The following is a 22,385-nucleotide window of genomic DNA, read 5'->3' on the forward strand; positions in this document are numbered from 1 at the left end:
CGGCTGCCCTGATGGCGCCCGTCGCGGCTCCGGCGTCCCCGGCCGCGCTCGAGCGGGTCCACCGGTACCTGTACGAGGAGCTCGGGCCGCAGCGGGGGCCGGCCGGCGCGGGCCCGACCCGCGCCCGGGCCCTGTTCAGGGCACTGGGAGATCCGCAGGACCGCTTCCGCGCGGTCCACGTGGCGGGCACCGCCGGCAAGGGCTCGGTGAGCACGTTCGTCGCGAGCCTGCTGCGGGCGCACGGGTTCCGGGTCGGCACCCACCTCTCACCCCACGTGTACAGCGTGCTGGAGCGGTTCCAGCTGGACGGGCAGCCGGCGCCGGCCGAGCTCGTCGACGCGGAGCTGGACCGGATCCGGCCGGCCGTCGAGATGGTCGAGCGGAGCGGGCACGGGCGGCCGTCCTTCTTCGAGGTCACCAACGCGATCGCGTTCGGCCTGTTCGCCGACCGGGTCGACCACGGGGTCGTCGAGACGGGGGTCGGGGGCCTGCTCGACTCCACCAACGCCATCTCCCGGGCCGACAAGCTCGCGGTGATCACCCCGATCGGCCTGGACCACCAGGACCTGCTCGGGCCCACGCTGGAGGAGATCGCGGCGCAGAAGGCCGGCATCCTGCCGATCGGCGGACGTGCCGTCGTCGCCCGCCAGCCGGGCGCCGGGGTGGCGGACGTGCTGACCGCCGAGGCGGTCCGCCGGGGGTGCGGCCTCCGGTGGGTGGACACCGGCGCGTCCGCGGGGCCGGCCCGGACCGGGCCCGGCGGCACCGAGCTGCGCCTCCCGGGCCGGCCGCCGCTGCCCCTGGGGCTCACCGGGCGGCACCAGGCGGGGAACGCCCACCTGGCGCTGCGGGCCGTCGAGGCGATCGCGGCCCGCGACGGGTGGGCCCTCGACGCGGACGCCGTCCGCCTCGGGCTGCGCAGCGCCACGCTGCCCGGCCGCTTCGAACGCCGGGAGGTCGCCGGCCGGCCCGTGGTCCTCGACGGAGCGCACAACCCCATGAAGCTGGCCGCGCTGGTGGCGACCCTGCGGGAGGTGCACCCCGGCGCCCGGTTCCCGTGGGTGTTCGCCGTCAAGCAGGACAAGGACCTGCGGGCGGCCCTCCGGGTCATCGCGCCCACGGCGTCGCTGGTGGTCGCCACGCAGTTCTCCACCGCGCAGGGCGACCACGCCGCCGGCACCTCCGTCCCCGCCGAGCGGGTGGCCCGGGCGGCCGCCGAGTGCGGGATCGCGGCACTGGTGGAGGAGGACCCGCCGGCTGCGGTGCTCCGTGCCGCGGAACGGGCCGGGGCCGGTCTGCCCGTCGTGGTCAGTGGCTCGTTCCACCTGCTCGCCGCCGTGTCGCCGGGGAGGGCGGCACCGTGAGGCCCCGGACGCCGTGGGCCCGCTTCGACGACCTGCGCGCCGGGACCGCCGTCCGGTGCCCGCCGCCCCACCGGGTGCTGGTCGCCGAGCGGCCCGGGGAGGTCCTCGACGTCCTCGCCGAGGTGGAGCGCGCGACCGACGCCGGGGCGTGGGCCTTCGGGTACGTCGCCTACGAGGCCGCCGCGGGGCTGGACCCGCGGCTCCCCGTCCACGGGACCACGCCCCTGGGCGTGCCGCTGGTGTGGTTCGGGCTCTGCGACGAGCCCGTCCCGGTGCCCGTGCTGGTGGCGACCGGGCCGGCCGCGACCGCCCGGTGGCGTCCCGCGTGGACGCCGGACGGGCACGCCGCCGGCGTCGGGGAGGTCCGGGATCGGATCGCCGCGGGGGACACCTACCAGTGCAACCTCACCGTGCGGATGTCGGGCTCGGTGACCGGGGATCCCGTGCACCTGTACCGGGACCTGGCGCTGGGGCAGCGCGGCGCGTACAACGCCCACCTCGACCTGGGCCGGTTCGCCGTGGCCAGCGCCAGCCCCGAGCTGTTCTTCGAGCGCCGCGGGGACGACGTCCTGCTCCGCCCCATGAAGGGGACGGCGCGGCGGGGCCGGGACGAGGCGGAGGACCGGTGCCTGGCCGACCGGCTGCGCGCCAGCCCCAAGGAGCGCGCGGAGAACGTGATGATCGTCGACCTGATGCGCAACGACGTCGGCCGGATCGCGGAGATCGGCAGCGTCGAGGTGCCGGCGCTGCTCACCGTCGAGCGCTACGAGACGGTGCTGCAGCTGACCTCCGACGTCACGGCCCGTCTCCGCCCCGGAACCGGCCTGGTGGAGCTGTTCCGGGCACTCTTCCCCTGCGGCTCGGTCACGGGTGCGCCCAAGGCGAGCTCCATGGGCATCATCCGGTCCCTGGAACCGGACCCCCGGGGCGTCTACTGCGGAGCGATCGGCCTCGTGGGTCCACCGGACGCCCCGGTGCGGGCCCGCTTCAGCGTGGCCATCCGGACGGCGGTCGTGGACACGTCCACGGGGGAGGCCGTGTACGGGACCGGGAGCGGCATCACGTGGGGCTCGGAGGCGGCCGCGGAGCACGACGAGGTGCTCGCCAAGGCCGCCGTCCTGGCCGCCCGGCCCCGCGAGTTCGAGCTGCTGGAGACCATGCGACACGACCCGCGACACGGCCTGCGCAACCTCGACGGGCACCTGCAGCGGCTGGCCGCCTCGGCCGGGCACCTCGGGTTCCGCTTCGACGGGTCGCAGGCGCGGCGCCTGCTGGGCACGCGGCTGGCCGGGCAGCCGCCGGCGCGCGTCCGGCTGCGGCTCCGCCGGGACGGGACGCTCGCCGTCGACGTCGAGGCGCTCCCCGCCCTCCCGGCCGGACCGGTGCTGCTCGCCGTCGACGACGAGCCGGTCGACCCCGGGGCGGGGTGGCTCCGCCACAAGACGAGCCTGCGCGGCCCCTACGACCGGCGCCGCGGCCGGCGCCCGGACGTCGACGACGTGATCATGGTGAACACGAGGGGAGAGCTCACCGAGGTCACCCGGGCCACGCTCGCCGTGCGGATCGACGGGCAGTGGTGGACACCGCCGGTGGAGTCCGGCTGCCTGCCGGGCGTCGAGCGCGCGCGCCTGATCGCGGCGGGCCGGCTGCGCGAGCGGGTGCTCTCCGTGGCCGACCTCGACCGGGCCGAGGGGGTGGCGGTGCTCAGTTCGCTGCGAGGATGGCGCGCCGCGCGGCTGTGGACCGCGCCACGCGAGGTGCCCACGCCCGCCCGGACCGCGCCGGCATCGGCGCCGGCCGCGCTCGCCGCCCGGGGCTGAACCGCCCGGCGAGCCGGGCGATCCGGCGGCAGGTGTGATCCACACCAATCCGGTGGGATTTGTTGCGGGCTCCGTGGTGGGGGAGCATGGCGGGGTGGCCTGGCAGATCCTGACGAGTGACCGTGCCGTCGACCTCGCCGGCACCGCCAGCTGCCTCTGTCGCTGACGTCCCTGCGCCGCCCCGTCCACCCGGGGCCGGACGCCGTCGCGCCGAGCCCCTGCGCGACCGCGCAGCCCTGCCCGGCCCGACCCGCTCCCCGAGGACCCGCTCCCGTGATCGAACTGCACGACGTCCGCAAGGTGTTCCCCGCCCGGGGACGGGCCGGCGAGGTCGTCGCCGTCGACGGGGTCAGCCTGCGGGTGGAGGCCGGTGAGTTCGCCGGCGTGGTCGGCCCGAGCGGATCGGGCAAGAGCACCCTGGTGCGCCTGGTCAACCTGCTCGAGCGCCCGACGTCGGGGTCGGTGACCGTGGACGGGCAGGTGCTCACCGACCTGCCCGCCGACCGGGTGCGCGAGGCCCGCCGCTCCATCGGGATGGTCTTCCAGCACTTCGAGCTGCTGGACTCCCGGACGGCGGCGGAGAACGTGGAGCACCCGCTGGAGCTGGCCGGCGTCGGCCGGGCCGAGCGCCGGCGCCGCGCGCTGGAGCTGCTGGACCTCGTCGGACTGGGCGAGCGGGCCGGCGCGCACCCCGGGCAGCTGTCCGGCGGGCAGAAGCAGCGGGTGGCCATCGCCCGGGCCCTCGCCGGCCGCCCGCGGGTGCTGCTCTGCGACGAGGCGACCTCGGCCCTGGACCAGGCGAGCACCGCCGGCGTGCTCGACCTGCTCCGGCGGGTCCGCGCCGAGCTGGGCCTCACCGTCCTGCTCATCACGCACGAGATGGCCGTGGTCAAGGCCGTCTGCGACAGCGCCGTCCTGCTGGAACGGGGCCGGGTCGTCGACGGCGGCCGGCTGACCGACGTCCTCACGCGGGAGCACTCGCCGCTGGGCGAGGCCCTGCTGCCGGCCCCCGTCGCCGACGCCGGCGCCGGGCACGGCGGGGCACTGGTCCGCGTGACCGTCACCGACCGCACCCCGGAGACCGTCGTGCTGCAGACCCTCGTCGGGGAGCTCGGCCTCGCGGTGGAGGTCGCCGGCGGCTCGGTGGAGACGGTCGCCGGAGGCCGCTACGGCCGGCTGCTGCTGCGCGTCACCGGGGACCTCGACCGGCTCGACGGCGCCGTCCGCCGGTTGCGGGACGACGGCGTCCTCGTCGAACAGGTGCACCCGGGTGTGACCGCGGGTGCGGGGGCCGGGCGATGAGCGACTGGAGCCGCGTGTGGCCGCAGCTGATGGAGGCCACCGGCGAGACCCTCTACATGGTGGGCGTCGCCGCGCTGGTCACCGTGCTCCTCGGCGTGCCGCTCGGGGTGCTGCTGACCGTCACCGCGCCCGGCGGGCTGGCCCCGCGGCCCACCCTGAACCGCGCCCTCGGGCTCGTGGTCAACCTCGGCCGCGCGCTGCCGTTCATCATCCTGCTGGTCCTCGTCGCGCCGGTCACCCGCGGCATCGTGGGCACCACGATCGGCTCCACCGCGGCGATCGTGCCGCTGACCATCGGCGCCGTCCCCTTCCTCGCGCGGCTGGTGGAGACCAGCCTGCGCGAGGTCGCCCCCGGCAAGGTCGAGGCGGCGCTGTCGATGGGCGCCCGCCGCCGGGACGTCGTCCGCACCGTGCTGCTGCCCGAGGCGCGGCCCTCGCTGATCGCGGGGGCCACCGTCACCGTCGTGGCGCTGATCAGCTACTCGGCGATGGCCGGTGCCGTCGGCGGCGGCGGGCTCGGCGACTTCGCGATCCGCTTCGGGTACCAGCAGTTCCGCACCGACATCACGCTCAGCACCGTCGTCCTGCTGCTCGTCATCGTCCAGGCCCTGCAGTGGGCCGGTGACCGCTGGGCGCGCAGCCTGGCCCACGTCTGACCCCTCGCCGGTGGCCGTCGGGCCGCCGGCACCCGCCGCACCACCCGAAGGAGAACCACCGTCATGCGCTCCCGCTCCACCGTGCTCCTGGCCGCCACCGCGGCGACCGTGCTGCTCACCGGCTGCGGCGGCGGCGAGGCCGAGCTGTCCGCCGCCGACGAGCCGCTGCGGGTCGGCGCCTCCCCGGTCCCGCACGCCGAGATCCTCCGTTTCATCGACGAGGACCTCGCCGCCGACGCCGGCCTGGACCTCGACGTCGTCGAGTTCACCGACTACGTGCAGCCCAACGTGGCCCTCGACGACGGGTCGCTGGACGCCAACTACTTCCAGACCGTCCCGTACCTGGAGGAGCAGGTGGCCAGCGCCGGCTACGACTTCACCGCGCTGGAGCCGGTGCACATCGAGCCGCTGGGCATCTACTCGCAGTCGCTGACCGACCTCGCCGCCCTGCCGGACTCCGCCACCGTGGCGATCCCCAACGACCCGACCAACGTCGCGCGCGCCCTGCGGCTGCTCGAGGCCAACGACCTGATCACCCTGGCCGACACCGGGGACGCCGCCCCGACGTCCCTCGACATCCAGGACAACCCGAAGGACCTGCAGATCTCCGAGGTCGAGGCCGCGCAGGTGCCCCGGTCGCTGGCCGACGTCGACATCGCGGTGATCAACGGCAACTACGCCATCGAGGCCGACCTGGTCCCGGCCGAGGACGCCCTGGCGCTGGAGGAGGCCGAGGGCAACCCCAACGCCAACCTGGTCGTCGTCCGGGCCGGCGACGAGGACGACGAGCGGATCCAGCAGCTCGAGGAGCTGATCCACTCCGACGAGGTCCGCCAGTTCATCGAGGACACCTACGAGGGCGCGGTCATCCCCGCCTTCTGAGCGCACGACAGCAGTGGGCCGGCCGCCCGTCCGGCCGGCCCGCTGCCGCCGGGGCCCGCGGTCCTCACATCGTGAGGTGGGCCGGTGTGCCCGTCGACTGCTCGACGTCCTCGCTCGCGGTCCGGAGCAGCCGGTGGCTCAGGTCCGACAGTGCCCGCGCGACCGCGATCTCGTCCCCGATCTCCGGGACGTCGCGGTCGGCCGGGTCCAGCCGGGCGAGGCCGACACCCGTGAGGGCCTCGGTGTCCCGCGTGCGCAGCCGCGCCACCGCACGGGTGTGTCCGTCGTGCTCGTCGATCTCGATGTCGACCGTCCAGGTCGTGGTCCGGCCCATCTCGTCCTCCCTCGCTCGATGTCCGGCTCCCGGGGCTCGGCGCAGCCGGGGCCCGTGCCGGTCAGCGGGGACGGCGGGCCTCGGCGGTGCCGCGGGTGGAGGCGGCGGCCGTGGCGTAGCCGACCAGCACCCGCCTGCTCTCGGTCACGGGGTCACGCTGCGCGGCCCGACGCGCCACGGGGAGGGACCGACGTCCCCGTCAGGACGTGCCGGACGTCGCCGCCTCCCCGGCGACGCGCCGGCGGCCGCAGCCGATCGGCCTCCTCCGCGCTCGTGGTCCGCGCCGGGTCACCCGGGCCGGACCGCCGGGTCGGTCTCCTCGCTCCGGAGCAGCGGCCAGTAGCGCCACAGGAGCCAGCCCACCGCCGTGGCCGCCCCGATGGCGAGAGCGGTGACCATGGCGCCGAAGATGACCAGCAGCAGCGCGCTCCACGTGCCGGCCACCAGCACGGCGGGCAGGTCGTCCAGCCCGCGGCCCTCGAGGCGGCGCCGGCGCGTCGAGCGGACGCCGGGCAGGACAGGCTCCTCGGCCTCGGCGGCGTAGCACCGCTCGATGTCGTCCCAGATCCGCTGTTCGTGACTGCTCAGCACGGTCCACCTCCTGCTGACCTCGACGATGCCCGCCGGGCGGGAACCCCGGCCAGGGCAGTTCCCGGTCACCTGGCGCTTGCCCACCTTGCCGACGATCGGCAACGCTCGGGGGAGGGAGCGGCGCGGTGGGGGAGGGGCGATGGCGACCGACCGGCAGGCCGGGACAGCGGGTGACGACTGGTTGACACCCGTCGCGGCGTCGGCGGCGTCGGCCTGTCAGGCCCCGGTGGAGCTGCTGGGCGGCTACCTGCCGATGCTGGCCGACGCGGCCGTCTCCGGGCGCCGTCCCGACGCGTGGCAGCTCGAGGCGGTCCGCGAGCTGGGGCGGCGGGCCGCGGCGCAGGGGGTCGGCGCCCGCCGCGCGGTCGACCTGTACCTGTCGGCGTCGTGGCGGCTGTGGCGGCAGCTGCCCGTCGTGGTGCGCTCCAGCGACCCGGAGAAGGTGCGCCGCGCCGCGGAGGCGGTGCTGCGGGTGCTCGACGACGCCGTCGGCGTGCTCGTCGACGGCCACCAGTCCGAGCGGCGCGAGATGATCCGCCACGAGGAGGCGCTGCGCGCGGAGTTCGTCGACGACCTGCTCCGCGGGGACGCCGACGTCGCCCGGATGGTCGAGCGCGCCGAGCCGTTCGGCATCGACCTGGGCAGGTCCCACCACGTGGCCCTCGCCGTCCCGCGCGGGTCCGGCGGCCCGGTCGACCGCGCGGCCGTCGTGCTGGAGCGGGTCGTCGTCGACCGGTTCGGCGACCGGGACGTGCTCGTGGCCACCAAGGACGGCCGCGTGGTCGTGGTCGTGCCGGCCGGGACGGCGGCCCCGTCCGCGCGCACGGCGGACCTCGGCGCGGTCATCCACGCCGAGCTCGGCCGGGTCGACGGCACACGGCGCTGGCGGGTGGCGGCCGGGCGGGCGTTCCCCGGCGCCTACGGTGTCGCGCGCTCCTACGAGGAGGCCCGCGAGGCGCTGGTGGTCGCCGACCGGCTCGGCCTCGACGCGGACGTGGTCCACGCCCGCGACCTCCTGGTGTACCGGGTGCTCGGCCGCGACCAGGCGGCGGTCGTCGACCTGGTGCACGACGTGCTCGGCCCGCTGCGGGACAGCCGCGGCGGCGCCGAGGTGCTGCTGGAGACCCTGCTCGCGTACTTCGACGCCGGCGACGTCGCGACCGAGACCGCCCGTCGCCTGCACGTCTCGGTGCGCACCGTGACCTACCGGCTGGCCCGGGTCGCCCAGCTGACCGGGCTCAGCGTGTCCCGGCCCGACCAGCGGTTCTCGCTGCACGCCGCGGTGCTGGGCGCCCGGCTCCTCGAGTGGCCGGCGCGGCCACTGCCCGCCGACCCCTGACCACCGGACGCCGCGGCCGCGCGCTGCTGCAGCCGGGTGCGTGCCCGCGCCTCCGCCGCCCCCGCCAGAGGCCACGGACCGCACGCCGGTGGCGGTCACGGCGAGGCGTTGACCGCGTCCGTCCCGTCGTGGACGGTCGCCCCGGCGGCGGCGAGGGCCGCCTCGTGCTCCCGGCCGTGGTGAGCGCAGAAGAGCAGGTCGTTGCCGCCGGGCAGGACGGCGCGGATGAAGGCCTGCGCGCCGCAGGAGCCCCGGCCGGTCCTGCCGTTCGGGCCGCCCACGACCGCGGGGGCGTCGCAGCGGTCGGCGAGCGCCAGCGGGCCGGCGGGAGCCGTCGTCCCTCGGGCGTGCTCGTGGGCGGTTGCGGTGGGCACCTGGGTCCTCCGGTTCGGGGTCGATCGGTCTCGGTCACCGGGAACGTCGCGGGCCGCGCGCTGTCGGGCGGTCCGGCCGGGTCCACGTCCCGACCCGACCCTGCTGGGCAGGCGCCCGGCCGGCCAGGGGCGTCGTCGGGAAGCCGGGGCGCGGAGGCTTGCCGACGGTCGGCAACGGTCGTGGGCCGACGGACGAGCTTGCCGACGACCGGCAGCGACGGCAGGTCGTACGTCGCCGACGTGCGCCGTGGCCCGGCGCGGTCGCCGGTGGAGACGCTCGGGGCCGGCAGAGGAGGAGGTCGAGCGTGCTCAGCGATCCGGAGCAGCGGGTGTGGGACGACGTCGAGCGGTTCTGGGCGGAGGAGGCCGTGGAGCCGCGGCCCGCGCCGCCCCCGCGCCGGAGGGGCCCCCGCGGTCTGGACGACGGGTGCGCCGCCGCCGTCGTCGTCCTCTGGCTCGCGATCCTGCTGGTCCTCCTCGGCGTGCCGGCCGTCGCCGCCGCGCTCGCTGTGGCCACCGCCGTCCCGTGGGTGCTGTGGCGTCACTGGCCCCGGCTGGGCGAGCGGGGGTCGGCCTCGACCTGGTCGGTGCTGGGCGAGATCTCCGGGGGGTCGCAGGCGGCCCGCCGACCGGGTGACCGGTCGGGTCGCAGCGATACTTGAACTCTCAACATGAATGACGGACAGTGGAGTGGCCTGCCGCCACCGCAGCGCCGCCGGGCGTCGACGAAGGAGTCCCATGACCACGACCGTCTCCACCACCGCGGCCGCGGACAGCCGCATCCCCGCGCAGCACCCGTTCGCCGCGCACCTGCGCCGGACCGCGGCCGCGGAGGCGGCGGAGCCGCACCGGCCGTGGACGCCGGAGGACGGGCCGCTGCCCAGCCTCTACCTGAGCCACGGGGGTGGCCCGCTGCCGTTCGAGAGCCCCGAGTGGCTGGACCCGCTGCACGACTGGGCCCGGTCCCTGCCGAGGCCGAGGGCGATCCTCGTGGTGTCCGCGCACTGGGAGTCCGCTCCGCTGTCGGTCAGCGCTCCCCGGCCGCGGGAGCTGGTCTACGACTTCGGCGGCTTCGACCCGCTGTACCACTCGTTCCGCTACGACACCCCCGACGCCGATGAGCTGGCCCGGCAGGTCGTCGGGCTGATGCCGGACACCGAGCAGGTGCACGAGCACGCCCGCCGCGGCCTGGACCACGGCTCCTGGGTCCCGCTGAAGATCATGTACCCGGCCGCCGACGTCCCGGTGCTGCAGCTGAGCCTGCCCACCGACGACCCCGACCGGCTGCTCGCCCTCGGGCGGCGGCTGCGCCCGCTGCGCGAGCAGGGGGTCCTGGTCGTCGGCTCGGGGCACATGACCCACGGCCTGCCGTTCCTGACCCGGGAGATGTTCCTGGACAACGCCGTCCCCGGCTGGTCGGCCGACTTCGACGCCTGGGCCGCCGACGCGCTGGCCCGTGGCGACGTCGCCGAGCTCGCCCGGTTCCGGACCGCGGCGCCGGGGATGCCGTACGCGCACCCGACGGTGGAGCACTTCACCCCGCTGTTCGTCACCCTGGGCGCGGCCACCGACCCGGGCGCGCCGGTCACCACGACCCTCGACGGGTACGCGGTCGGCTTCTCGCGGCGCTCCTTCCAGGCCGCCTGAGCGGCGCGGCCGCTCGGCGGTCGAGCGGTCCCGCGCGCGCCGTACCGGGGGCGCTGCGAGGCTGGGGCCCCGACCACTGCGAGGAGGGCCCGCGATGGGCTACGTGTTCCCCGAGGACGCCGATCGGCGGCCGGTGGCCGTCGTCGGCGCCGGCAGCCTCGGCCGCCGCATCGCGGCCGTCCTGGCCGCGGGTGGCACGGACGTGCGGCTCACCGACGTCTCGGCCGAGCAGCGGGAGTCCGCACGGGACTCCGCCGCGGCCTCGGTCGAGGACGTCCACCGGATCCTCGGACTGGCCAACCCGGGACGCGGGACGGTCTCCGCGGTCGCCGACCTGGGGGAGGCCGTGGCCGGGGCCTGGCTGGCGGTCGAGGCGGTACCGGAGCGGGTGGAGGTGAAGACGGCCGTCTTCGGCGAGCTGGACCGGCTGGCCGAGCCCGACGCCGTCCTCGCCAGCAACTCGTCGTCCATCCCGACCCGGCAGGTGATCGGCGAGGTCACGCGCCCCGAGCGGGTGCTCAACACGCACTTCCAGTCCCCGCCGGAGCACAACGCCGTGGAGCTGATGTCCTGCGGCCGGACCGACCCGGCGGTCATCGACGCGCTGGTGGAGTGGCTGCCCCGGTACGGGCTCGTGCCCTTCCGCGTGCGCCGGGAGAGCGACGGGTTCATCTTCAACCGCATCTGGGCGGCCATCAAACGCGAGTGCCTCATGGTCGTCGAGGAGGGGGTGGCCACCCCCGAGGACGTCGACGCCATGTGGCAGCTGTTCACCCGCCCGGGGACGCCGCCGTTCCGGTTGATGGACGTCGTGGGGCTCGACGTCGTCCTGGCCATCGAGGAGCACTACGCCGACGTGCGCGAGGGGATCCCCGACGGGCCGCGGCGGCTGGTGCGGGAGTACGTCGAGCAGGGCCGCCTCGGGCGCAAGAGCGGCCGCGGCTTCTACGACGACTACGGGTGAGGCCCAGCGTGCCGCCCGGACCCGCTCAGTAGGACCGCGGCAGCCCGAGCACCTTCGTGGCGACGAACGCCTTGACCATGTTGTTGCTGATCGGCGCGACCTGGTAAAGGCGGGTCTCGCGGAACTTGCGCTCGACGTCGTACTGGTCGACGAACCCGTTGCCGCCGTGCGTGTCGAGGGCGGCGTTGCCGGCGGCCCAGCTGGCCTCCGACGCCAGGTGCTTGGCCATGTTGGCCTCGGCGCCGCAGGGCTCGCCCGCGTCGAACAGCCGCGCGGCCTGGTAGCGCATCAGGTCGGCGGCGCGCACCTTCATGTAGGCGTCGGCGAGGGGGAAGGCCACCCCCTGGTTGGCGCCGATCGGCCGGCCGAACACCTCCCGCTCGTTGGCGTAGGCGACGGCGCGCTCGACGAACCAGTAGCCGTCGCCGATGGCCTCGGCGGCGAGCAGGATGCGCTCGGCGTTCCAGCCGTCGATGACGTAGCGGAAGCCGGCGTCGACCTCGCCGACGACGTGGTCGGCCGGCACGCGCACACCCCGGTAGAGGACCTGGTTGGTGGCGTAGTTGAACATCGTGCGCACCGGCAGGACCTCGAGGGTGTCCGGCTGTTCGGCGCGCACCTGCCGCAGGTCGACGAGGAAGAGGGTCAGGCCGCGGGTGCGGTCGGCGCCCCGCTCGCTGGTGCGGGCGAGGACGAGCGCGAGGTCGGACTCCACGATCCGGCTGGTCCAGTTCTTGTGCCCGGTGAGCACGTAGTCGTTCCCGTCGCGGACCGCCGTGGTGGCGATGCTGGTGGTGTCGGAACCCGCGGCGGGCTCGGTGACGGAGAACGCCTGCAGCCGGAGCTCACCCGTGGCGATGAGCGGCAGGTACGCGTCCTTGAGCCGGTCGCTGCCGTGCCGCAGGAGGGCGCCCAGCGTGTACATCTGGGCATGGCAGGCGGCCGAGTGCCCCCCGGACCGGTTGATCTCCTCCATGACCACCGAGGCCTGGGTCAGCCCCAGCCCGCCGCCGCCGTACCCGGTGGGGATCAGGACGGCGAGCAGCCCGGAGGCGGTCAGGGTGTCCACGAACTCCTGCGGGTAGCGGCGGTCGCGGTCGGTCTCCCGCCAGTACTCGTCGGGGAACCGGGCGCACAGTGCACGGGTGCGGGCGCGCAACTGGTCCAGGTCGGTCTCGTCCACCCCGTGGTCGTAGCCCGCGCCGGGCGCCGTCACTCCTCCCCGGGAGCGACCGCGCGGCCGCGTCGGGGAGCCCCCCGTCGGCGCGGCGTCCCGCACCTGCGATAACCGTCGCATGAGCGCACACCCCGCCGCCCGCCCGGACCCGGGGGCCACCCTCCGCCCGGGCGCCATCGGCTCCGTCGACGCCCTCGTGATCGGGCTGGCGTCCACGTCGCCGGCGTACTCGCTGGCGGCGGTCATCGGCGCCCTGGTCGCGCTCACCGGGGTGCACGCCCCCGGCGTGCTGCTGGCCTCGTTCGTGCCGATGCTGCTGATCGCCTCGGCGTTCGCCGCGCTCAACCGGGTCGACCCCGACTGCGGTACGACGTTCTCGTGGGTGACGCGGGCTCTGGGGCCGTGGGCGGGCTGGATGGGTGGATGGGCGATCACCATGACCGGCGTCCTGGTCATCGGGTCGCTCGCCGAGGTCGGCGTCGTCTTCACGCTGCGGACGCTGGGCCTGGACGCGCCGGCCGACGACACGGCCGTCGTCCTCGTCCTGACCGTCGCGCTCATCCTGCTGATGACCTGGATCTGCGTGCTCGGCACGGAGCTGTCGGCGCGCCTGCAGAACGGGCTGATCATCGCCCAGAGCCTCGCCCTGCTGGTCTTCGCCGCGGTGGCGATCGTCCGCGGGGTCACCGGCGACAGCCCGCTCGGCGGCCTCGACCCGAGCTGGAGCTGGCTGGACCCGTTCGGCGCCGGCGGGGCGGCCCTGTCCGGGGGGCTGCTGCTCGGGGTGTTCGCGTACTGGGGCTGGGAGTCGGCGGTCAACCTCACCGAGGAGACCCGCGACCCGACGTCCGCCCCCGGCCGGGCCGCGATCGCCTCCACGGTCGTCCTGCTGGTCACCTACGTCGGTGTCGCCGTCGCCGTCCTCGCCTTCGCCGGCACCGGGCACCTCGCGCAGAACGCGGACGAGGAGGAGGCGATCTTCGCGCTGCTGTCCACCGAGGTGCTGGGCGGCTGGGACTGGGTGGTCCTGCTGGCCGTCGCCACGTCGGCCATCGCCTCCACCCAGACCACGATCATCCCGGCCTCGCGCACCGGGCTGTCGATGGCGCGGCGGCACGCGTTCCCGCGCCGCCTCGGCCACGTCTCACCGCGGCACCGCACCCCGGACGTGTCGACGTGGTGGGTGGGCGGCATCGCCAGTGTCTGGTTCGTCGTGGTCAGCCTGCTCAGCGAGGACGCCCTGTTCGACTCGATCACCGCGCTGTCGCTGCTGATCGCCTTCTACTACGCGCTGACCGGCATCGCCTGCGCGGTCTACCACCGCCGGCAGCTGACCCGCAGCGTGTCGTCGTTCCTGCTCATCGGGGTGGGTCCGCTGGCCGGGGCGGGGTTGCTGATCTGGCTGCTGGTGCTCGCGGTCCGCGACATGTCCGACCCGGCGAACTCCTACACCGGGCAGGCCTGGCTGGGCGTCGGCCCGCCGCTGGTCATCGGCGTGGGCATCACCCTCGCCGGGGTGGTCCTCATGCTGGCCTGGCGGGCGAGGGACGCCCGGTTCTGGCGGGAGCGGCCCGGGATCGCCGGGGACCGCGTCGAGGTCGACGCGGACCTGCGCTGAGCGCCGTCCCGGCGGACGCCGGCCCGACCGCCACCGGACGCCCCGGGCGCAACTGGGAGGATCGGTCCGACGCGCAACTCACGGAGGACGGTTCGACATGCCCAAGGCGCTGCTGCTGGAGAACATCGACGCGGTGGCGGTGGAGTCGCTGTCCTCGGCGGGCTACGAGGTGGAGGCGCTGCGGGGGGCGCTGGACGAGGCCGACCTGACCGCCGCGCTGGACGGAGTCGACCTGCTGGGCATCCGGTCGAAGACGCAGGTGACCAAGGCCGTGGTCGAGGCCCATCCGGAACTGGTGGCGGTGGGCGCCTTCTGCATCGGCACCAACCAGATCGACCTCGCCGCGGCGGCCGGGGCCGGGGTGGCGGTGTTCAACGCGCCGTACTCCAACACCCGCAGCGTCGTGGAGCTGGCGATCGCGGAGATCATCAGCCTGGCCCGGCGGCTCAACGACCGCGACCGCGCGCTGCACGCCGGCATCTGGGACAAGTCGGCCAAGGGCAGCCACGAGGTCCGGGGCCGGACGCTGGGCATCGTCGGCTACGGCAACATCGGCAGCCAGCTGTCGGTGCTGGCCGAGGCGCTGGGCATGCGGGTGCTGTTCTACGACCTGGAGGACAAGCTCGCCCTGGGCAACGCCGAGGCCTGCGGCAGCCTGGAGGAGCTGCTCGAGCGCGCCGAGGCGGTGACGCTGCACGTCGACGGGCGGGCCGGCAACGCGGGGCTGTTCGGCGCGGAGCAGTTCGCCCGGATGCGCCGGCGCAGCCTGTTCCTCAACCTCTCCCGCGGGTTCGTCGTCGACCACGAGGCGCTGCGCGAGCACATCGAGAGCGGCCACATCGCCGGCGCCGCGGTCGACGTCTTCCCCGACGAGCCGCGCGAGCAGGGCGACCCGTTCGACTCCGTCCTGCGCGGGCTGCCCAACGTCATCCTCACCCCGCACGTCGGCGGGTCCACGCAGGAGGCCCAGTACGACATCGGGCGGTTCGTGGCCGGGAAGCTGGCCGACTACACCCGCACCGGGACGACGACGCTGAGCGTGAACCTGCCCGCGGTGGCCCTGCACGGGTCGTCCGGGGGCCGCTTCGCGCTGCTGCACCGCAACGTGCCCGGCGTCCTGGCCCGTGCCGACGCCCTGGTCGGGGAGCACGGCCTGAACGTCGACGGCCAGGTGCTGGCCACCCGCGGCGAGCTCGGCTACGTGGTGACCGACGTGAGCGACGCCATGCCCGCGGCCCTGCTGGAGGCGCTCCGGGCGCTGCCCGAGACCGTCCGCCTGACCACCTTCCGCTGAGGCCTCCCGGCCGGCCGCCCACCTCGACGGGCTACCGGGCCAGGCGCAGTGCCGGCGGCGCGGTCGCGGGGCCCTCGACCGGCGCCGCCCCTCCGGGGAGGACGACGAGCGCCGGGCGCCGGCCGGGCGCCGTCGGCGCCCCGAGCACGGCCTGGAGGGACGCGTTCGCGTAGCCGGCGGGCAGCCGCCGGCACTCGTCGTGGACCTGCGGCGGCGCGGCGGGACGGGCGGGGACCGGTGCCAGGTGGACGTAGGTGATGCCGTCCGCGGGGTCGTAGGTCCTCATCTCGTCCTCGCCTCATCCCGGACCACCGGTGCCGCGCTCGCTGCCTGCGATGGCGACGGCGCCGATGCCGTCCGACAGGTCCAGCGTGGCCCGGGGGTACGACAGGAATCCGGCCTCCGCGCGGGGGCGCCGGACGCTCACGGGTGGGGGTCCGGCGCCCCGGCACGGGGTCAGTCGACGGGGGCGATCAGCGCGTCGAGGTCGTCGACCGGCTCGTCGATGAATCCGAACTCGATCATCGACTCCTGGGTCACCTCGGCCCGCTCGGTGCTCGGGGCCCGGTCCTCCAGCCACGCCGGCAGGGTCATGCGCGCGGCCAGCTCGGGGGTGAGCTGGGTGTAGGTCGGCAGGATGTCGACGACCTGCTGCGGGTCGGACTCGGCCAGCTCCGCACCGCGCTCCAGGGCGCGGGCGAACGCCGCGGTGACCTCGGGGTTCTCCGCGGAGTACTGCGACGTGGTCATGAATCCGATGACGGGCATCTCGGCGACCCGCTCACCGCAGCTGCTGCTGGGTTCGGCGACCACGCGGGCCCCCTGGTCCTCGGCGAGGGTGGTGAACGGCTCGCCGATGAACGCGGCGCCCACGTTGCCCTGCTGGAGGGCCGCCGGCATGTCCGGGAAGGGGATCTCGACGAGCTCGAAGTCACCCTCCTGCAGGCCACCGGCGGCCATGCACTCCCGGACCTGCAGCTCGACCAGGCCGGCGAGGGTGTTGACCGCGATCCGCTGGCCCTGCAGGTCGGCGGGGGTCTGGGCCGGGGAGTTCCCCGCGACCATGATCCCGTTGACGCCCTCCTTGGGGCCGGTCATCTCCCAGACCATCTGTGCCGGCAGGCCCTGGCTGGCCGCCTGGAGCACCGTGGTCCAGTTGGAGCTGCTGAACTGCAGGTCGCCGGCGACCATCGCCGGCAGCGCGGCCGAGCCGCCCGCGACCATCTGGGTCTCGACCTCGAGCCCCTCGTCGGCGAAGTAGCCCTCCTGGATGGCCAGGAACAGCGGGGCGTTGTCCGGGATCGGCAGCGTGCCGACCAGGATCGACACCGGGTCCTCCGGGCTCAGCTGCGTGCTCCCGGTCGCGGCCTCGTCGTCCCCACCCCCGCAGGCCACCAGCAGGACGGCGGCCACGGCGACCGGGACACCTCGCCGGACGGAACGGCTGATCCTCACGTGCTCTCCTCGACTCGATGCCCGTCCCGTCCGAGCTGGGGGACCGTGGCGGCTCGCCGAGCACCATAGTGACCGCCGTCACGGCGCCCTCCGCGACGTTCCGGTCCCCGGAAGTCCTGTTCGGACCGGGCGCGGGACGATGCGGAGGTGCCGTGGGGCGGAGACTCCTGGAGGACCGGTGATCGACGTCGAGCTCCCGCCCGGACCCGCCGCGGGCGCGCTCGCCCGGGGGTTCGCCGCCTGCCTGGCGTCGGTCACCGAGGTCCCCGTGGCGGAGCTGCCGCCCCCCGGGGACGACCTGGCGTCCGCCCTCGGTTCCTGGCGGACCTGGCTGGCCGGGCGTGGCTCGGGCCTGGTGCCCGTCGCCGACCCGGTGCGCTTCCAGTGGGCCGGGTGGTGGATCGCCGTCGTCGAGGGCCCGGACGGCGCGGCGGTGGCCGTGGTCGCGTTCGGCACGCCCCCGGGCGTCGTCCTCAGCCCGCAGGCACCCGCGCTGCTGGGCCGGGCCACCGCGGACCTGTGCATCCGTGAGGCGCACGCCGTCGCCTCGCTCGACCCGGTCCTGCACCGGCCGCCGGCCGGCGCGGACCTGCACGGCACCGTCGAGGGCCTCGCCGTGGCTCCGGCGGCCGAGGCCCCGATGCAGCTGCTGACGGTCGCGCGGGCCCGTGCCGGCCGCGGGCTGGAGGGCGACCGCTACGCCGCGGGAGCCGGCACGTTCAGCCCCCGTGCCGGGAGGCGTCCCGGGTACGACCTGACCCTGATGGCGGCCGAGGTGCTCGACGAGCTCGCCGCCGCCGGCCGGGGCCCGGACTTCGCGGGGACCCGGCGCAACGTCCTCACCCGCGGGCTGGACGTGAACGCGCTGGTCGGGCGGCGCTTCCGCATCGGTGACGTGCTGTGCGAGGGGCGCCGGCCGTGCGAGCCCTGCGTCCACCTCGACCGGCTCAGCGGCCCGGGGGTGCTGCGGCCGCTGATCCACCGCGGCGGCCTGCGGGCCGACGTCCTCACCGACGGGGAGATCCGCCTCGGCGCACCGGTCCGCACCGTCTGATCAGGGATCCAGGTCGCGGCCGGCGGCGGCCAGCACCGCCTCCCGCACCCGGTCGAGGGTGGGGGAGCGCAGTCGCCACTGCTGCCAGTACAGGACGACGTCCACCGCGGCGGCCGGGTCCAGCTCGACCAGTTCGGCGGGCAGCCCGCGGGCCTGGAGGTCGGGCACCATGCCCCAGCCCAGTCCGAGGCCGACCGCGGCGGCGTAGTCCGCCGAGGCGGGCACGAAGTGCACCGGCGGGGCGACGCCGGCGCCGGCCTGCGCGTGCAGGTAGCGGTGCTGCAGGTCGTCCTTGCGGTCGAAGACGACGACCGGGGCGCGGGCGAGCGCCTCCGGCGTGGGGCCGCCGGGGAACCAGCGCCGCGCGAAGCCGGGGGTGGCCATCGGCCGGTAGCGCATGCCGCCCAGGCGGGTGGAGGTGCAGCCGGGCACCGGGTCGGCGTCGGCGGTCACCGCCGCCATGACCGTGCCGGCGCGCAGCAGGGCGCTGGTGTGCTCCTGGTCCTCGCGGTACAGGTCGAAGCAGACCTCGCCGGCCAGCGGCGCCAGCGCGGGCAGCACCCAGGTGGCCATCGAGTCGGCGTTGACCGCGACGGGCAGCGTGGGCACGCGCTCGGGTGCGGGCTCCCCGCCGAGCTCGCGGGCGACGTCGGCGGTGAGGAGGTCGACCTGCCGGGCCAGCCGCAGCACCGCCTGCCCGGACTCGGTGACCTGCACCGGCTTGGTCCGCACCAGCAGGATCCGGCCGGTCGCGACCTCGAGGGCGCGCAACCGCTGGCTGACCGCCGACGGGGTGACGTGCAGCGCCCGGGCGGCGGCCTCCAGCGTGCCGCCGCGGACGGTCGCGTCCAGCGCCCTTAGCTGGCCCAGGTCCAGGTCCATGGACAGCGATGTTAACGATGCATCAGGATCATGAGCTGGACTGCACGGATCGCCGTTCCTACCGTCGACCGTGTGCTCACCACCCCCGCGCTGCTCGCCGTCGCGTCCGGGCTGGCGCTCGGCCTGGGGCTGATCGTCGCCATCGGCGCCCAGAACGCGTTCGTCCTGCGGCAGGGCCTCCGGCTCGAGCACGTGGCCGCGGTCGTGGCCGTGTGCGCCCTCTCCGACCTCGCGCTGATCGCCGCCGGTGTGCTGGGCGCCGGCGCGGCCCTGTCGCGGGTGCCGTGGCTCATCCCGGTGGTCTGCCTCGCGGGGGCGGCGTTCCTCCTCTGCTACGGCGTGCTCGCCGCCCGGCGCGCGCTGCGTCCCGGCGCGCTCCTGCCCGATGCCGCCGGCGCGCGCGCCGGTCTCGCGGTGACCGTCGGCACGTGCCTGGCGCTGACCTGGCTCAACCCGCACGTGTACCTGGACACGGTGGTGCTCCTCGGCTCCATGGCCGCCACGTACGGCGAGCACCGGTGGCAGTTCGCCGCGGGCGCCGGCCTGGGCAGCGCCGTCTGGTTCACCGGCCTCGGCTTCGGCGCCCGGCTGCTCCGGCCGGTGTTCGCCCGCCCGGTGGCCTGGCGGGTCCTCGACGGGGGCATCGCCGTGGTCATGTCGGTCCTCGCCGTCTCCCTGGCGGTCCGCGGCGTCGCCGGGGCCTGAGCCCGGCACGGGACGGGGCGCGGGCACCCGGGTGGCGGAGGGCGCCGGGGGAGGACGGCGCCGGTCGCAGGTATCACGAGCCCGGCCGGAGGACTCCGAGCACTCGCTGACCAGGACACGCCCACCCGACTCGTCGCGAAGGAGCCCGCCGTGCCCATCACGCCCGCCGACATCGAGGCCCAGCAGTTCCGCATCGTCTTCCGCGGCTACGACGTCGAGGAGGTCGACACCTTCCTCGACCGGCTGCAGCAGGCGTGCGGCGAGCCTGCCGAAGCGGCGCCGGACACGGCGCCCGACCAGCCGGTGCCGGCGGCGGACGGCGAGCGACCGCAGGACGACGAGGCGGCTGCCGCCCGGGCGCTGCGCACCCTCCTGCGGGCCGAGCAGATGGCCGACCAGGTGCTCGCCGACGCCGCTGCCGAGGGGGAACGGCTCGTCGCGGAGGGCCGGGCGGAGCGGGAGCGGATCCTGGCGGAGGCCCACGCCGAGCGGGCACGGGCCGAGGCGGAGCTGGTGGAGCACCGCCAGCGCGAGCTCGGCGTGCTGGCGGTGCGCCGCGCGGAGCTCCAGAGCGAGGTCGACCGGCTGGACGGCATCGAGCGCGAGGCCCGCACGTCGTTGCGGGAGTGGCTGCAGGACCACCTGGACCGGGTCGGCCCCGGCGTCCCGGTCGTGGGTGCGCAGCCGCCGTCCTCCATCCGGGCCACCGGCGAGCCCCGCCCCCGCGCGGCCTGAGCCGGGCTGCGGGCAGTTCCCCCGAGCCGGAGGGCCGCGTGGGGCAGCGGAGACCCTCCGCGTGCATCGGACCCGCGCACCTCGCCGTCCTGCGTGAGCTCGCCGCCCTGGCGGCGGCCGCGGTCCGCTACCCGCTCGGGTTCACGTCGGCGACCAACGGGGCCGCACTCCGGCTCCTCGGCGCGGGCGCCGAGCCGGCGGCCGGGCCGCTGACCACCCCGGTCGTCCTGGTCCACGGCTACGGCGGGAACCGGTCGAACTGGCTGCCGCTGGAGCTCGCGCTCTCCCGTGCCGGGTTCGTGCACGTGTACGCCATGCGGTTCAACCCGCTGACCACCGACGTCCCCCGCCTCGCCGCCCGCCTCGTCGACGACTGCCGCGGCGCGATGCGGCGGGCGGGCAGCGACCGGGTCCACGTCGTCGGCCACAGCCTGGGCGGTGTCGTGCTCCGCTGTGCCGCGGCGCGCCTGGGGCTCGACGCCGCCCTGGACCGCGGGGTCACGATCGCCACGCCGCACCGCGGGACGTCCGTGGCGCGGCTCGGGCGGGGCCGGGTCGCGGCCGAGCTCCGGCCCGGCTCGCCGCTGCTCCGCGCGATCGAGCACGCCCGGGGCTCGGCCACGGTCAGGTGGCTGTCGTACTGGTCGGACCTCGACCCGATCGTCCGGCCGTGGTCGGCCCTGTTGCCCGACTCCGTGCCCGGTGCCGTCAACATCGCGGTGCCGCAGGAGGGACACCTGTCCATCCTGCGCGCGCCCGCCCTCCTCACCGATCTGGTCCGGCGCCTGCGTCAGGCCGAGGTGCCGACGCCGTCGCCTGCGGCGGACCGGCTCCCACGGGTGGCGTGAGGGCCGTGGCTCCGTGGCTCGGCCGCGTCCACGTGCGTGACCCCGGCGACCGGTCCACCGGCCCCCACCACGCCGGGTGGCTCCGCCCCCCGTGGCGCTCGTCCGGGTCAGATCCGTGCCCGGGCCTCGGCCGTGTCCGGGTCGTAGGCGTAGATCCACCCGCTCGCGACGAGGGGGTCGGCGGCGGCCAGCCCCGCATCGCGCGCCGCCTGCTCGGGGCCGTCCGGCAGGTGGTTGACGTGCGCCCGGGCGTGGCTGATCTCCTGCAGCCGGGTGGTGCGCCCGATCCGCAGCGACTCGTACCGCCGCAGCGCGCGGGCCGGGTCCTGCGGGTCGTCGACGAGGCAGCGGGCCAGGACGGCGGCGTCCTCGATGGACTGCGCGGCGCCCTGGGCGAAGAAGGGGAACATCGGGTGGGCGGCGTCGCCGAGCAGCGTGACCGGGCCGCGGCTCCAGCGCTCCAGCGGCGCGCGGTCCAGCAGCGCCCACCTGCCCGGCGTGCCGGCCTGCCGGATGAGCTCCTGCAGGCGCGGGTCCCAGCCGGCGAACTCGGCGAGGAACTCCTCGACGGTCGCGGTGGCGCTCCAGGACTCGACGGTGAAGTCCCCGGCCGGGGCGAACGCCACGAGGTTGACCGCCTCCCCGCCGGAGATCGGGTAGTGCACCAGGTGGTGGCCGGGGCCGATCCACAGGGTCTGCGCGCGGCGGCGGGCGAAGTCGGGGGCGCGGTCGGCCGGCACGATGGCGCGGAAGGCCGACAGCCCCGAGTACGTCGCGGGCGACGGCTCGGTCACCACCCCTCGCACGGTCGAGTGCACGCCGTCGGCCCCGATGACGACGTCGGCCTCGGTGCTGGTGCCGTCGGCGAACGAGACCACCACCGCGTCGCCGTCCACCGCGACCGACGTGCAGCGCGCGCCCAGCCGCACCCGGTCGGCGGGGACGGCCGAGCCGATCGCGCGGAGCAGGTCGGCGCGATGCAGTGTGTAGGTCCGCTCGCCGTAGAGGCGCTCGCACGAGCCGGCCAGGTCCTCGGCGGACAGCACCCGCCCGTCCTCCCACCGGCGGAACTCCCAGCCCACGTCCAGCGGGACGGCGCGGTCGAGCAGCGCGTCCAGCACGCCCAGCCGGCGGAGCAGGCGCACGGCGTTGGGGGCCAGGACCAGCCCGGCGCCGACCTCCGTGAGCTCCCGGGCCTGCTCGTGGACGACGGCCGGCAGCCCCGTCCGGTCGAGGAAGGCGGCCGCCGCGAGGCCACCGATCCCTGCGCCGACGATGGCGATCCGGGGGGTGCCGGCGGACGTGGCGACCATGGTGTTCCGCTCCCTCTCGGCGATCCGGTGG

General features: G+C 75.9%; 24 protein-coding genes. 15 read left to right on the top strand and 9 right to left on the bottom strand.

All coding sequences use genetic code 11. The features are described 5' to 3' along the window. The first annotated feature begins 11 nt into the window (after positions 1-11). The 5 genes from ACI78Q_RS08140 (at position 12) to ACI78Q_RS08160 (ending at position 6,024) form a co-directional block, all read left to right on the top strand. Entirely contained in the window at positions 12-1,364 is a 1,353-nt protein-coding gene (locus tag ACI78Q_RS08140; protein WP_456922831.1) for a bifunctional folylpolyglutamate synthase/dihydrofolate synthase, read from the top strand. Further along, on the top strand, positions 1,361-3,184 hold the full coding sequence (gene pabB / locus ACI78Q_RS08145; protein WP_456922832.1) for an aminodeoxychorismate synthase component I: 1,824 nt from the start codon (positions 1,361-1,363) through the stop codon (positions 3,182-3,184). The genes ACI78Q_RS08140 and pabB overlap by 4 nt, the downstream gene beginning before the upstream one ends. Before the next feature lie 273 nt (positions 3,185-3,457). Then, positions 3,458-4,486, top strand: coding sequence for a methionine ABC transporter ATP-binding protein (locus ACI78Q_RS08150; protein ID WP_456922833.1), 1,029 nt, complete (start codon positions 3,458-3,460; stop codon positions 4,484-4,486). After that, entirely contained in the window at positions 4,483-5,142 is a 660-nt protein-coding gene (locus ACI78Q_RS08155; RefSeq protein ID WP_456922834.1) for a methionine ABC transporter permease, read from the top strand. Before ACI78Q_RS08150 ends, ACI78Q_RS08155 begins: the two co-directional genes overlap by 4 nt. A gap of 63 nt (positions 5,143-5,205) precedes the next feature. Further along, the gene (locus ACI78Q_RS08160; RefSeq protein WP_456922835.1) at positions 5,206-6,024 is read left to right on the top strand and encodes a MetQ/NlpA family ABC transporter substrate-binding protein; all 819 of its coding nucleotides are present in this window, start codon (positions 5,206-5,208) and stop codon (positions 6,022-6,024) included. A 64-nt stretch (positions 6,025-6,088) separates the two neighbouring features. Here the strand turns inward: ACI78Q_RS08160 and ACI78Q_RS08165 are convergent, their stop codons facing one another. Together ACI78Q_RS08165 and ACI78Q_RS08170 are read right to left on the bottom strand one after the other, a co-directional pair. Further along, on the bottom strand, positions 6,089-6,358 hold the full coding sequence (locus ACI78Q_RS08165) for a DUF1876 domain-containing protein (protein ID WP_456922836.1): 270 nt from the start codon (positions 6,356-6,358) through the stop codon (positions 6,089-6,091). A gap of 288 nt (positions 6,359-6,646) precedes the next feature. Next, positions 6,647-6,949, bottom strand: coding sequence for a DUF3040 domain-containing protein (locus tag ACI78Q_RS08170; RefSeq protein ID WP_456922837.1), 303 nt, complete (start codon positions 6,947-6,949; stop codon positions 6,647-6,649). Between the two features lie 139 nt (positions 6,950-7,088). Here ACI78Q_RS08170 and ACI78Q_RS08175 point away from each other — a divergent pair, with 139 nt between their 5' ends. After that, a complete protein-coding gene (locus tag ACI78Q_RS08175) occupies positions 7,089-8,288 on the top strand; it encodes a PucR family transcriptional regulator (RefSeq protein ID WP_456922838.1) in 1,200 nt (399 codons plus the stop codon). A 95-nt stretch (positions 8,289-8,383) separates the two neighbouring features. Here the strand turns inward: ACI78Q_RS08175 and ACI78Q_RS08180 are convergent, their stop codons facing one another. Next, on the bottom strand, positions 8,384-8,662 hold the full coding sequence (locus ACI78Q_RS08180; protein ID WP_456922839.1) for a DUF7455 domain-containing protein: 279 nt from the start codon (positions 8,660-8,662) through the stop codon (positions 8,384-8,386). Positions 8,663-8,967: 305 nt separating this feature from the next. On the opposite strand from ACI78Q_RS08180, the gene ACI78Q_RS08185 reads away from it, so the two are divergent. The 3 genes from ACI78Q_RS08185 (at position 8,968) to ACI78Q_RS08195 (ending at position 11,273) form a co-directional block, all read left to right on the top strand. After that, positions 8,968-9,324, top strand: coding sequence for a hypothetical protein (locus ACI78Q_RS08185; RefSeq protein WP_456922840.1), 357 nt, complete (start codon positions 8,968-8,970; stop codon positions 9,322-9,324). 76 nt (positions 9,325-9,400) lie between these two features. Then, entirely contained in the window at positions 9,401-10,309 is a 909-nt protein-coding gene (locus ACI78Q_RS08190) for a dioxygenase family protein (protein ID WP_456922841.1), read from the top strand. 94 nt (positions 10,310-10,403) lie between these two features. Continuing rightward, the gene (locus ACI78Q_RS08195; protein ID WP_456922842.1) at positions 10,404-11,273 is read left to right on the top strand and encodes a 3-hydroxyacyl-CoA dehydrogenase family protein; all 870 of its coding nucleotides are present in this window, start codon (positions 10,404-10,406) and stop codon (positions 11,271-11,273) included. Positions 11,274-11,298: 25 nt separating this feature from the next. Here ACI78Q_RS08195 and ACI78Q_RS08200 read toward each other — a convergent pair whose 3' ends face one another. Next, a complete protein-coding gene (locus ACI78Q_RS08200) occupies positions 11,299-12,456 on the bottom strand; it encodes an acyl-CoA dehydrogenase family protein (protein ID WP_456922843.1) in 1,158 nt (385 codons plus the stop codon). 112 nt (positions 12,457-12,568) lie between these two features. On the opposite strand from ACI78Q_RS08200, the gene ACI78Q_RS08205 reads away from it, so the two are divergent. After that, positions 12,569-14,068 carry an APC family permease gene (locus ACI78Q_RS08205; protein ID WP_456922844.1) on the top strand — a complete coding sequence of 500 codons (1,500 nt, stop codon included), beginning with the start codon at positions 12,569-12,571 and terminating at the stop codon, positions 14,066-14,068. A 97-nt stretch (positions 14,069-14,165) separates the two neighbouring features. Further along, the gene (gene serA, locus ACI78Q_RS08210; protein WP_456922845.1) at positions 14,166-15,362 is read left to right on the top strand and encodes a phosphoglycerate dehydrogenase; all 1,197 of its coding nucleotides are present in this window, start codon (positions 14,166-14,168) and stop codon (positions 15,360-15,362) included. A 31-nt stretch (positions 15,363-15,393) separates the two neighbouring features. Here serA and ACI78Q_RS08215 read toward each other — a convergent pair whose 3' ends face one another. Genes ACI78Q_RS08215 through ACI78Q_RS08225 form a run of 3 tightly spaced genes read right to left on the bottom strand, consistent with a single transcriptional unit; the run spans position 15,394 to position 16,817 of the window. After that, positions 15,394-15,648: a hypothetical protein gene (locus ACI78Q_RS08215; RefSeq protein ID WP_456922846.1), complete on the bottom strand. Its 255-nt coding sequence runs from the start codon at positions 15,646-15,648 to the stop codon at positions 15,394-15,396. Positions 15,649-15,660: 12 nt separating this feature from the next. Beyond that, positions 15,661-15,789: a hypothetical protein gene (locus ACI78Q_RS08220; protein WP_456922847.1), complete on the bottom strand. Its 129-nt coding sequence runs from the start codon at positions 15,787-15,789 to the stop codon at positions 15,661-15,663. Between the two features lie 29 nt (positions 15,790-15,818). After that, positions 15,819-16,817, bottom strand: a complete 999-nt coding sequence (locus ACI78Q_RS08225) for an ABC transporter substrate-binding protein (RefSeq protein ID WP_456922848.1) — start codon at positions 16,815-16,817, stop codon at positions 15,819-15,821. 178 nt (positions 16,818-16,995) lie between these two features. On the opposite strand from ACI78Q_RS08225, the gene ACI78Q_RS08230 reads away from it, so the two are divergent. Then, positions 16,996-17,871, top strand: coding sequence for an MOSC domain-containing protein (locus ACI78Q_RS08230; protein ID WP_456922850.1), 876 nt, complete (start codon positions 16,996-16,998; stop codon positions 17,869-17,871). On the opposite strand, the gene ACI78Q_RS08235 is transcribed toward ACI78Q_RS08230, so the two are convergent. Further along, positions 17,872-18,753 carry a LysR family transcriptional regulator ArgP gene (locus ACI78Q_RS08235; protein ID WP_456922851.1) on the bottom strand — a complete coding sequence of 294 codons (882 nt, stop codon included), beginning with the start codon at positions 18,751-18,753 and terminating at the stop codon, positions 17,872-17,874. Between the two features lie 72 nt (positions 18,754-18,825). On the opposite strand from ACI78Q_RS08235, the gene ACI78Q_RS08240 reads away from it, so the two are divergent. From ACI78Q_RS08240 to ACI78Q_RS08250, 3 genes are all read left to right on the top strand, one after another. Beyond that, on the top strand, positions 18,826-19,458 hold the full coding sequence (locus tag ACI78Q_RS08240) for a LysE/ArgO family amino acid transporter (protein ID WP_456922852.1): 633 nt from the start codon (positions 18,826-18,828) through the stop codon (positions 19,456-19,458). A gap of 150 nt (positions 19,459-19,608) precedes the next feature. Continuing rightward, positions 19,609-20,193 (top strand): DivIVA domain-containing protein, encoded by a 585-nt coding sequence (locus ACI78Q_RS08245; protein ID WP_456922853.1) that lies wholly within the window; start codon positions 19,609-19,611, stop codon positions 20,191-20,193. A 38-nt stretch (positions 20,194-20,231) separates the two neighbouring features. After that, a complete protein-coding gene (locus ACI78Q_RS08250; RefSeq protein WP_456922854.1) occupies positions 20,232-21,041 on the top strand; it encodes an esterase/lipase family protein in 810 nt (269 codons plus the stop codon). A gap of 107 nt (positions 21,042-21,148) precedes the next feature. On the opposite strand, the gene ACI78Q_RS08255 is transcribed toward ACI78Q_RS08250, so the two are convergent. Beyond that, a complete protein-coding gene (locus ACI78Q_RS08255; RefSeq protein WP_456922855.1) occupies positions 21,149-22,354 on the bottom strand; it encodes an FAD-dependent monooxygenase in 1,206 nt (401 codons plus the stop codon). Positions 22,355-22,385: the final 31 nt, after the last annotated feature.

This window comes from Geodermatophilus sp. SYSU D00705 (assembly GCF_054050135.1).